9 protein-coding genes are annotated in these 7,291 nt (G+C 66.2%); 1 reads left to right on the top strand and 8 read right to left on the bottom strand.

The window, feature by feature from the left end; all coding sequences use genetic code 11:
* Positions 1–136: 136 nt before the first annotated feature.
* Genes V9L20_RS25505 through V9L20_RS25495 form a run of 3 tightly spaced genes read right to left on the bottom strand, consistent with a single transcriptional unit; the run spans position 137 to position 1,617 of the window.
* Positions 137–496, bottom strand: coding sequence for a hypothetical protein (locus tag V9L20_RS25505; protein WP_258503191.1), 360 nt, complete (start codon positions 494–496; stop codon positions 137–139).
* Positions 493–1,086: a cob(I)yrinic acid a,c-diamide adenosyltransferase gene (locus tag V9L20_RS25500; protein ID WP_258503190.1), complete on the bottom strand. Its 594-nt coding sequence runs from the start codon at positions 1,084–1,086 to the stop codon at positions 493–495. The genes V9L20_RS25505 and V9L20_RS25500 overlap by 4 nt, the downstream gene beginning before the upstream one ends.
* A 30-nt stretch (positions 1,087–1,116) precedes the next feature.
* Complete coding sequence (locus tag V9L20_RS25495; protein ID WP_337298676.1) at positions 1,117–1,617, bottom strand: DinB family protein; 501 nt, start codon at positions 1,615–1,617, stop codon at positions 1,117–1,119.
* A gap of 85 nt (positions 1,618–1,702) precedes the next feature.
* On the opposite strand from V9L20_RS25495, the gene V9L20_RS25490 reads away from it, so the two are divergent.
* Positions 1,703–3,127, top strand: coding sequence for an FAD-binding oxidoreductase (locus V9L20_RS25490; RefSeq protein ID WP_337298675.1), 1,425 nt, complete (start codon positions 1,703–1,705; stop codon positions 3,125–3,127).
* Between the two features lie 75 nt (positions 3,128–3,202).
* Here the strand turns inward: V9L20_RS25490 and V9L20_RS25485 are convergent, their stop codons facing one another.
* The 5 genes from V9L20_RS25485 to V9L20_RS25465 all read right to left on the bottom strand — a co-directional run bounded on the left by V9L20_RS25485 (position 3,203) and on the right by V9L20_RS25465 (position 7,270).
* Positions 3,203–4,093 (bottom strand): CsgG/HfaB family protein, encoded by an 891-nt coding sequence (locus tag V9L20_RS25485; RefSeq protein ID WP_258503185.1) that lies wholly within the window; start codon positions 4,091–4,093, stop codon positions 3,203–3,205.
* A 108-nt stretch (positions 4,094–4,201) separates the two neighbouring features.
* Entirely contained in the window at positions 4,202–5,152 is a 951-nt protein-coding gene (locus tag V9L20_RS25480) for a ParB/RepB/Spo0J family partition protein (protein ID WP_126746589.1), read from the bottom strand.
* Entirely contained in the window at positions 5,152–5,697 is a 546-nt protein-coding gene (locus V9L20_RS25475; RefSeq protein WP_337298674.1) for an RBBP9/YdeN family alpha/beta hydrolase, read from the bottom strand. Before V9L20_RS25475 ends, V9L20_RS25480 begins: the two co-directional genes overlap by 1 nt.
* A gap of 39 nt (positions 5,698–5,736) precedes the next feature.
* Positions 5,737–6,648 carry a ParA family protein gene (locus tag V9L20_RS25470; protein WP_157611166.1) on the bottom strand — a complete coding sequence of 304 codons (912 nt, stop codon included), beginning with the start codon at positions 6,646–6,648 and terminating at the stop codon, positions 5,737–5,739.
* A 7-nt stretch (positions 6,649–6,655) separates the two neighbouring features.
* Complete coding sequence (locus tag V9L20_RS25465) at positions 6,656–7,270, bottom strand: LysE family transporter (protein ID WP_258503178.1); 615 nt, start codon at positions 7,268–7,270, stop codon at positions 6,656–6,658.
* Positions 7,271–7,291 lie beyond the last annotated feature (21 nt).

The raw sequence follows: 7,291 nt of genomic DNA, 5'->3' as shown, positions 1-7,291 counted from the left end.
CTTGCGCAGCGAAATAAAGGAGGAGGCCGCAGGCCGGGGGACATTCGCGGAGAAAGGTACCCCGTCGGCGGGTGCGCACCATGAACGAAGCGCGCCGCACACTCTCAAGACGAAACCGCCCCGGAAGGAGCTTCAATCAGGGCGCATTCCCTTGCGGCCCCACAGGCGGCGGCGCAGCGCGCCCACTCGAACCCGGCGCCAGCTTGCGCCCGAAGGACTCGCCCACTCGGCGCACAGGCCGGCTCGCTTTTTCCGATACGTTGTTGACACCACGCCGCGTTGCGTCTTCCGCGCGATCGATGCCTCGGCCCGCGGCGTTGGTGCCGCGCTGCACGCTGTTGACGACCTTGCTGTCGCGCGGCGGCGGATTGAGCGTGTGGGCACGCTCCGCCTTGGGCGGGTTGTCCGCGCTCTGCGCATGCACGGCGGGCACGGACAACAGCAGCACCGCTGCTGCTGCAACGGAAAAAGCGTGGGCAGTTGTCTTCGTCTTCATGATGGGCTTCCTTCGTCTTTGGCATCGGCGGCCGCTGCGCGCGCCATGCGCTCGCTCTTCCAGTACACGTCGTCGCCGCCGTTCATGCGGTTGAGCACACGTGCAAGCACAAAGAGCAGGTCGCTGAGCCGGTTGAGGTACTGGCGCAATGCGTCGTTGAGTTCGGCCGTGGCACCGAGTGCCACCACCGCGCGCTCGGCCCGTCGCGCCACCGTGCGGCACACATGCGCGAGCGAGGCCGCGCGCGTGCCCGCGGGCAGGATGAATTCAGCCAGGCGCGGCAAGGCGGCGTTGTGCTCGGCCAATGCGTTGTCCAGTTGCAGCAGCGCGTCGGCCTTCAGCAGCGTGTAGCCCGGCATCGAAAGCTCGCCGCCCAGGTTGAAGAGCTGATGCTGCACGTCGACCAGCAGCTCGCGCACGGGCTCTGGCATGGGCTCGCAAAGCAACAGGCCGATCTGCGAGTTGAGTTCGTCCACGTCGCCCATGGCATGCACGCGCAAGTGGTCCTTGGGCACGCGGGTGTTGTCGCCCAAGCCGGTGGTGCCGTCGTCGCCGGTGCGGGTGGCAATTTGCGAAAGTCGGTTGCCCATGGGCGCTCCTGTTCGTGTTCTTGTGTTTTTCTACGGCCCGACCCTGGATGCGTCGATCTTGCCGAGCAGCCACTGCAGGCCTGCAAGATGCTGCTGGTCGTGGCTGCAAAGGTAATGAATGAGGCTGCGCATGGTGAGCGGTCCGTAGCCCTCGAACACGGCCGGGCGTGCGAGTTGCGCGTCGCTCAGCTGCGAGATGATTTCCATGGTTTTCGCACGTGCAATGCGGAACTCCCCCAGCACCTGTGCCGCGTCGGCCTTGCCGTAGGCGCGTTCGATGGCCAGCGGTTCGCTGTCGATCGATGCCAGCGTGGGGTTGTCTTCTTCCAGCGTGCGGCGAAAGCGCTCGTGGTAGCCCTCGATCTCGATGTCCCGCACATGGCACAGCTGCTCGATGGCCGTGAAGGCCTCGCTGGGCACGCCCTCCCATGACCGCGGGGCCCAGTGGCGGTGTGCCTCCGGAATGATCGCGTAATGGGCTTCGAGCAGTGTGGGAAATGCCGCAAGGGCAGCGAGCGTCGTAGGGTTCATGGCTTTTTCCGAAGCGCATTATGGTGCTCGCTCCGTAAAATGACCGAACAGAGCCTTCGCACCCCCATCATTCAGGAGACACCCGATGAACGCCCCGACCCAAACCTCGCACCTGCTGCCGGAGCTTCATCTGCGCGACGTGCCCGCCGCCCTGATCGATGAGCTGAAGGCCCGCTTCGGCGCCAACTGTTCCACGGCCATGGCGGTGCGCACGCAGCATGGCCGCGACGAGTCGTCGTTCGACGCCCCGCCCCCTTCGGCCGTGGTGTTTGCCGAAAGCACGCAGGACGTGGCCGATGCCGTGAAGCTCGCGAGCGAGCACAGCGCGCCGGTCATCCCCTTCGGCGTGGGCTCATCGCTCGAAGGCCATCTGCTGGCGGTGCAGGGCGGCATCAGCATCGACGTGTCGCGCATGAACAAGGTGCTGTCGGTCAACGCCGACGACCTCACGGTGACGGTGCAGCCGGGCGTTACGCGCAAGCAGCTCAACGAAGAGATCAAGAGCACGGGCCTGTTCTTTCCCATCGATCCGGGTGCCGACGCTTCCATCGGCGGCATGACGGCCACGCGTGCGAGCGGCACGAACGCGGTGCGCTACGGCACCATGCGCGAGAACGTGCTGGCGCTCGAGGTTGTCACCGCCAGCGGCGACGTCATTCGCACCGGCACGCGCGCGAAGAAATCGTCCGCCGGCTACGACCTCACGCGCCTCATGGTGGGCAGCGAAGGCACGCTGGGCGTGGTCACCGAAGTCACGCTGCGCATCTACCCGCTGCCCGAGGCCGTGTCCGCTGCGATCTGCTCGTTCCCGAGCATTGAAGCCGCGGTGCGCACCACCATCGAAACCATTCAACTCGGCGTGCCGATTGCGCGCGTGGAACTCATCGATGTGAACACGGTGCGCATGGTGAACGCCTACGCCAAGCTCAACCTGCGCGAAGAGCCGATGCTGCTGATGGAATTCCACGGCTCGCCGGCCGGCGTGAAAGAACAGGCCGAAACCGTGCAGGAGCTCGCCAGCGGCCACGGCGGCAACGCCTTCGAATGGGCCAGCACGCCGGAAGAACGCACCCGCCTGTGGACCGCGCGGCACAACAGCTACTTTGCGGCCGTGCAGTCGCGCCCGGGCTGCCGCGTGATCTCCACCGACACCTGCGTGCCCATCTCGCGCCTGGCCGATTGCCTGCTCGACTCGGTGGCCGAGGCCGATGCCAGCGGCATCCCCTACTTCCTGGTCGGCCACGTCGGCGACGGCAACTTCCACTTCGGCTACCTGCTCGACCCGAACATTCCCGAAGAGCGCGTGAAGGCCGAAAAGCTCAACCACGACCTGGTGAGCCGCGCGCTGGCGCTCGAAGGCACCTGCACCGGCGAGCACGGCGTGGGGCTGCACAAGATGGACTTCCTGGTGACCGAAGCGGGCGTGGGCGCCATCGACATGATGCGCACGATCAAGCGCGCGCTCGATCCCAAGAACATCATGAATCCGGGCAAGATCTTCGCGCTCTGATCTGTTTTAGGACCCGATAAAAAAGCCCGGGGCTCTTGCGAGCCGCCGGGCTTTTTATATTGCCACCGCCGCGTCTTACCTGCGGCGGCGGGCCGGTTGCTCCGCGGGAGCCGAGGTTTGCGACGGCGCAGCGCCGCCGTCCACGCCCAGGCGGCCACCGCCGCCGAGACCCTGGCCGCGCACCGTTTGCGCCTTGTAATTGCGCAGCGAGCGGACCATCTGGTTGAACGCGTCCATGAAGGCCGCGGCAATCACCTTGCCCTGCGCCGTGTTGGTGTAGCCGCCGAGGCCGCCACCGGCACGGCCACCGAAGACCGAGCCGAAGGCGCCGAAATCGGTCTTGGAGGCGCTGCCTTCCGATGCCGCCACCTGCACGCCGGAGCGGTTGTCGATGAGGGTCAGGAGCGCACTGGCTTCCTTGGTCTGCATGCTGCCGCCGACCGCAGCCAGGGCGCGCCCACGGTTGCCGCCGACCAACCCGCCCAGCGCACCGCCGATGCCACCCGCGTCGCTGTTGCTGAAGACGATCTCGGGCGAAAGTCCGTAGTCCGAAGCCACCATCTGGCCGCGTCCGAAGTTGCTGCCGCCACGCATTTCGCCCGACTGCATGAGCGCGCGTTCACGGTTCATGGCGTTCATGCCGGCCGCGCCGCGCTCGACCACCACAAAGCAGTTCGATTGCTGCACCAGCAAGCGCAGCAGGTTGGCCGTAGGCGGCAGGCGGTATTCGCCGGTGAGGATGGTGTACCAGCCCGAGTTCACGTTCTCGATGAGCGAGACGGTGCCCAGCGGCGACTCGCAGCGCTCGAGCTGGCTGCTTTCGCCGGCGGTGGCCGAACCGGCGGCGCTGCCGGTGGCCGTGGTCTTGGCAGACTGGCTGCCCATCTGCATGTCGGTGGTCACGCAGCCGGTCAGCAGCAGCGCACCCACGGCCACGGCCGCGAGCGGAAACTTGTTGAATGTCATGAAAGGACTCCCTCTCCTCGAGATTTGCGATTTGAAAATCAGCGGAGAGGATACGCGTAAAAGATTGCAAGAAACAATCACGCAAAAGTCCGAGCCGCGGCCCGCCGGCTAGGCCGTTCGGCGGATGCGTTCGATCAGGCCGTTGAGCGCCTCGATGGAGCCGAAGTGAATGGCGAGTTCCCCGCTCTCCTCGACCTTGCCGCCGCGCTTGCTGCGCTTCTTGATGCGGACCTCGACCTCGGCGGTGAGCAGGTCGGCCAGTTCTTCTTCCACGCGCTGCAGGTCGCGCGACTTTTCGCCGTCGTTGCCGCGGCGCGACGGGGTGAGCGTGAATTCGGCGGCGAGCCGCTTCACCAGCGACTCGGCCTCGCGCACCGACATTTTCTTGGCGGCGATCTGGTTGGCGGCGGTGATCTGCGTGCCGCGGTCCAGCGACAGCAGCGCGCGGGCGTGGCCCATGTCGATGTCGCCGGCCATCAGCATCTGTTGCGCCGGCTCGGCCAGGTTCAACAGGCGCAGCAGATTGCTGGCAGCGCTGCGGGAGCGGCCCACAGCCTGCGCGGCGGCCTCGTGAGTGAGCCCAAACTCCGAGACCAGGCGTTGCAGGCCTTGGGCTTCTTCGAGCGGGTTGAGGTCTTCGCGCTGGATGTTCTCGATCAGCGACATGGCCGCCGCGGCCTCGTTGGGCACGTCGCGCACCAGCACCGGCACCCGGTCGAGGCCCGCCAGCTTGGCGGCCCGGAAGCGGCGCTCGCCGGCAATGATTTCGTACTCGGCGTTCTTGGCGGCAGCCGATGCCTCGTCGAGCCGGCGCACCAGGATCGGCTGCATGATGCCCTGCGCCTTGATGCTCTCGGCCAGTTCGTACAGCGCGCCTTCGTCCATGCGGGTGCGCGGCTGGTAAACGCCGGCCACCATCTGGTCGAGCATCAGCGTGTTCGGGTTCTGCGCCGCGGCGCCCTCTTCCGTCCCATTGTTGTTGTCGGCGGCGGGTGCGGCCGTGGGGCCGAGCAGCGCTTCGAGGCCGCGCCCCAGGCCCTTGGGTTTCTTGGTCGCCATCAGTGCGTGTCTTTCGAGATTTCGTTCAATAGTTGCCGGCCTTCGGGCCAGTCGCCCAGGCCGGACTCGGCGTTCAGGTGGCCGCCCGCACCGGCGTCGACAAAGCGCGCGCCCCAGTCGGCCGCCATCTGGCGGGAGCGCTTGGCGTCGCAGTACGGGTCGTCGTTGGCGGCCGTCAGCACCGCCGGAAACGGCAGCGGCTTGCGCACGATGGGCGCCCAACCTGGAATCAGCTGGCGCAGGTCGTCGCGTTCCAGGTCTCCGGGGGCGACCAGCAAGGCACCACGCACCTTGTGCGTGTTGCGCGAATGCGCAGCCCAGGCGGCCACCAGGATGCAACCCAGGCTGTGCGCCGCAAAGGTCACCGGGCCGGGCGCGGCCAGCACTTCTTCCTCGAGCCGGGCGGACCAGTCGCCGCGCAGGGGGTGCATCCACTCATGCTGCTCCACACGGTGATCGCCATACAGCAACTCCCAACGGGTTTGCCAATGGCCGGGGCCGCTGTTCTGCCAGCCCGGCAGCAACAGGATGCGTGAGATGGTCATTTGCTCGAACTCGATGGCACACGTCCTGGATGGACGGCGTCAGATGCTTTTTTCGCTGGTGTCGGGTGCGGCGGCGGGTGCCAGCACGTCTTCGGGAATCGCCAGGCTGGGAGCAGCCGGCGCAACCTCTGCGATGGGCGGCGCCACGGCGCCGGAGGCGAAAGCGCTGGCCGGCGGCATCTTCTCGACCAGCTCCTTGGCAAAGGCGATGAAGGCCTGGCTGCCACGGGCGGCCGGATCGAACACCACGCCGGGCAGTCCGTAGCTCGGCGCCTCGGCAAGCCGCACATTGCGAGGAATGACCGTGTCGAACACCTTGTCGCCGAAGTGGGACTTGAGCTGTTCGCTCACCTGCTGCTGCAGCGTGATGCGCGGATCGAACATCACGCGCAGCAGGCCGATGATCTGCAGGTTCTTGTTGAGGTTGGCGTGCACCTGCTTGATGGTGTTGACCAGGTCGGTCAGCCCTTCGAGCGCGAAGTACTCGCACTGCATCGGCACGATCACGCCATGGGCGGCGCACAGGCCGTTGAGCGTGAGCAGGCTCAGGCTCGGCGGGCAGTCGATCAGCACGAAGTCGTACTCGGCGCCGACGGCGGCCAGCGCGGTGCGCAGGCGTTTCTCGCGGCGGTCGAGCGCTACCATCTCCACTTCCGCACCCGCCAGTTCGCGGTTGGCGCCCAGCACGTCGTAGCCGCAGCCGCCCTCCACCAGCTTGTCGGCCTTGACGCGCGCCTCGGCCACGGAGGCCGATTCGAGCAGCACGTCGTACACCGTCAGTTCCAGCTGGCGCTTGTCGATGCCCGAACCCATGGTTGCATTGCCCTGGGGGTCGAGGTCGATCATCAGCACCCGCTGGCCGACCTTGGCCAAGCCGGCGGCAAGGTTGACGGTGGTGGTGGTCTTGCCGACGCCGCCCTTCTGGTTGGCAATGCAGAAAATCTTGGCCATGTGGAGATCAGCGGGAAATGGCGAGCTTGACGCCGAAGGCAATCAGAAAGACACCCGCGAGCTTTTCAAGGGCGCCTGAAATACGCGGATTGGCGCGGATGCGTTCGGCCAAAAAGTGCGTGAGCAGCGTGGACGTGAGGCCGTACAGAAAGGTGAGCACGGCAATCGTGACCGCCATGGCGCCGAAAGTGACCACTCCCTGGTGGCGCGCCGGATCGACGAACAGCGGAAAGAAAGCCATATAGAACACGATTGCCTTGGGGTTGAGCAAGGTGATCATCAGTGCCTGGCGCAGGAAATGGCTAGGGCGAATGTTGAGAATCGGCGCTGCGCCGGGCTTCGCAAGCAGCATCTTGAAGCCGAGCCAGGCGAGGTAGGCCGCACCCAGCCACTGCACGGCCGCGAAGGCGGTCGGGTAAGCGGCCAGCACGGCCGAGACGCCCGCCACCGCCGCCCACATGAGGAACTGGTCGCCAATGATCACGCCGAAGGTGGCAGCCAGCCCGCCGCGGATTCCGCCTTTGCTGGTCGAGGTAATAAGCGCCAGGTTGCCCGGACCGGGAATCAGGAGAAAGAGGACGATGGCAACAACGAATGCGCCGTAGTCAGCAATGCCGAACATGGGATTTGCCTCGAAAAAGAG

It is taken from the genome of Variovorax sp. CCNWLW225 (assembly GCF_037204045.1).
In the GTDB taxonomy this organism is placed as follows: Bacteria; Pseudomonadota; Gammaproteobacteria; order Burkholderiales; family Burkholderiaceae_C; genus Variovorax.
The sequence above is the reverse complement of the archived record's forward strand: the minus strand, read 5'-3'. Positions and strand labels throughout refer to the sequence as shown.

Excerpts from the sequence above, each read along its gene's own strand:
- V9L20_RS25480 (WP_126746589.1), bottom strand. The coding sequence starts at position 5,152 with ATGGCGACCAAGAAACCCAAGGGCCTGGGGCGCGGCCTCGAAGCGCTG.
- V9L20_RS25470 (WP_157611166.1), bottom strand. The coding sequence starts at position 6,648 with ATGGCCAAGATTTTCTGCATTGCCAACCAGAAGGGCGGCGTCGGCAAG.
- V9L20_RS25465 (WP_258503178.1), bottom strand. The coding sequence starts at position 7,270 with ATGTTCGGCATTGCTGACTACGGCGCATTCGTTGTTGCCATCGTCCTC.
- V9L20_RS25495 (WP_337298676.1), bottom strand. The coding sequence starts at position 1,617 with ATGAACCCTACGACGCTCGCTGCCCTTGCGGCATTTCCCACACTGCTC.
- V9L20_RS25500 (WP_258503190.1), bottom strand. The coding sequence starts at position 1,086 with ATGGGCAACCGACTTTCGCAAATTGCCACCCGCACCGGCGACGACGGC.
- V9L20_RS25505 (WP_258503191.1), bottom strand. The coding sequence starts at position 496 with ATGAAGACGAAGACAACTGCCCACGCTTTTTCCGTTGCAGCAGCAGCG.
- V9L20_RS25475 (WP_337298674.1), bottom strand. The coding sequence starts at position 5,697 with ATGACCATCTCACGCATCCTGTTGCTGCCGGGCTGGCAGAACAGCGGC.
- V9L20_RS25490 (WP_337298675.1), top strand. The coding sequence starts at position 1,703 with ATGAACGCCCCGACCCAAACCTCGCACCTGCTGCCGGAGCTTCATCTG.
- V9L20_RS25485 (WP_258503185.1), bottom strand. The coding sequence starts at position 4,093 with ATGACATTCAACAAGTTTCCGCTCGCGGCCGTGGCCGTGGGTGCGCTG.